Raw genomic sequence first — 2,365 nt, forward strand, 5'->3', positions numbered from 1 at the left:
TGCAGACAAAAAGGCGGAAGTGGCGGCCGAGGCGGCAGACGTGTTCCTCTACCTGCTGCAGCTGTGTGACAAGCTGGGCATAGACCTGATCGCCGCCGCGCAGGCCAAGATGCTGGTCAATGCGCAAAAGTACCCGGTGGATGCGGCGCGGGGCATAGCTGCCAAGTACACAGAGCTGTAGATATGCGCTGTAGATAGGCACGTATGGCGGCACACGCGTCCCCTAGAATGGCCGACAAGGGGGAGCCATGACGCCAGAACAAAAAGCCAGAGTCAGCATCGACGCACTGCTTGTGCAAGCCGGTTGGCACGTCTGCAATGTGACGAATGCCAGCATCCATGAAGCTACTGAAGTGGCCATCCGTCCTTCATCAGCGAAGTCGAAACTGAGGTGTATGCCAACCTTATGCGCTCAGTGGCGTTGCGGCAGGCCACCTTGCGATAAGCATTTGCGGCGTCCTCATAGCTCTACAGGCTGCGCCCAGCACACAACCCATTTAAGGAACTGCATGTTTCGCTCTGACCTTCCTATCGAGTCCAGCAATGAGGATTTGTTGTCTCCGGAATGTGTCAATGACTTTGCTACACCCGGCGTCATAAATTTACTGTGCAGTGTTGTGTATTTTTTTGCACCTCCGGTTTTGGCGGATTGATCCAAACAGCAGTGGGCATAGGCGCCAGGCAAGGGCGCACACCTTTGAAGCGATTTGGGGTAGCCCTAAACGCAGCGTCCAGGGTTGCCTGCCTGACGGCACGCATGGCACTTGCGCGTCCATAGTGCACGCTGTTGGGCGTCATGTGCCCAATACCTGAATGGCAATGCTGATCGTTGTACCAAGAGAAGAACGTTTGACAATGGGCGCGCGCGTCCTCGATACAGCCAAAGCGCTCGGGGAAGTTTGGCCGGTATTTCATGGTCTTGAACTGCGACTCCGAGTACGGGTTGTCGTCTGAGACGTAGGGGCGGCTGTGGCTTTTGGAAACCTCCAGGTCGACCAGAAGACTGGCCACTGGCTTGGACCGCATGGCAGCGCCCCGATCCGCATGCAAAGTCAATTGACCTGGCAAGACATCGTGGCGCGCCACGGTGTCGGCAATGAGCTGTTGGGCCAAGTCGGCGCTCTCGCGTGGGGCGATCAGCCAGCCCACAACGAAGCGGCTGAAGATGTCCAAAATCACGTACAGGTGAAAGCACGTCCACTTGGCAGGCCCCTTGAGTTTGGTGATATCCCATGACCAAACCTGGTTGGGTGCAACAGCCAAAAGCTCGGGCTTGGTGTACGCAGGATGGCGCAACTGGTTGCGCCGCTCGTTGCTGCTGCCCGTGGCTTGCAGCAACCGGTACATGGTGCGCACCGAGCCGAGGTAACAGCCTTCGTCGAGCAAGGTGGCGTGTACGGCAGCAGGCGCGCAGTCAACGAAGCGATCACTGTTGAGGGTGTCGAGCAGCTCTTTGCGTTCGACAGCATCCAGGGCCAATGCAGGGCTTGGACGCGCCGCATGAGGCAGGTGCGGCCCCATCATGGCCTGGCGGTGTGTGCGTGCGCGTTGGCGCTTGGGCGCACCGCGCCACAAGCCCATGGCTTTGCAGGCTCCCCCCGTCCCAAGGGCTGGTGTGAGTTCATGTACGCCAATCATCAAGTGCTCCCGTGCTTGTTGTCGGTTGAGAGCAGTCCCAGCAATGCGGCAACTTTTTTTTGAACATCGATTACCAACTGGGCTTTCACCAACTGATCGCGCAGGCTGTCACGCTCACGTGTTATCTGGGCCAGTTGCAGCGCCGGGGCACGTGTTGGGTCGACTTTGGGGCCGCGCTTTTGGGGTGCGACAGCCGCCAGTTCGGCTGCCTCACGCTGGCGCCGCCAGGTGCTGAGGGAGGAGGAGTAAACACCTTCACGACGCATCAATGCGCCGATTTCTCCGGGCTTGCTGCAATGGTCTGCGGCGTTCAAGATGCGGCGTTTGTCGGCATCGCTGAAACGCCTGCGAGTTGCACGTGCAACCACCTCGCAGGCGCTGCCCGAGGGCACCACCGGCGGCGCAGATTCGGTGGCACCTTCAGTCGCCCTACGGGCTCCTTGCGTTGCCACCGAATCTTCAATACTTTGGCTTGCCTGCATCTTGACCTTGGAACGTTGATTGTTTGTCATACCTGCCTCTTTTACTCACTAATTACTCAGGGGTAGGTGTAGCAGGTCATATTGGCACAGGGGGCATGCAGGCATCAGGCGACGGCAACAGCGGGGACCATTTTTGACAAGACGCGCACCGAGCTTCACGTCTGGTTCGCCGCCATCTGGTACATCACCAGCCAAAAGCATGGTGTCAGCGCATTGGGGCTGCAACACGTGCTTGGACTTGGGAG

General features: G+C 58.6%; 2 protein-coding genes and 1 pseudogene. 2 read left to right on the forward strand and 1 reads right to left on the reverse strand.

Going from position 1 to position 2,365, the window contains the following annotated elements:
* A partial coding sequence (locus AC097P_RS23335) for a MazG-like family protein (RefSeq protein WP_479612829.1) occupies positions 1 to 181 on the forward strand: 181 nt, incomplete at its 5' end.
* A 413-nt stretch (positions 182 to 594) separates the two neighbouring features.
* On the opposite strand, the gene AC097P_RS23340 is transcribed toward AC097P_RS23335, so the two are convergent.
* A protein-coding gene (locus AC097P_RS23340; RefSeq protein WP_479612830.1) for an IS3 family transposase occupies positions 595 to 2,120 on the reverse strand; the annotation gives its coding sequence in 2 pieces (ribosomal slippage) (positions 595 to 1,682 and positions 1,682 to 2,120; 1,527 coding nt in all).
* Between the two features lie 93 nt (positions 2,121 to 2,213).
* Here AC097P_RS23340 and AC097P_RS23345 point away from each other — a divergent pair.
* A pseudogene (locus AC097P_RS23345) lies at positions 2,214 to 2,365 on the forward strand (IS1595 family transposase); the annotation flags it as partial.

This window comes from Rhodoferax sp. ZS1R8, from assembly GCF_056521325.1.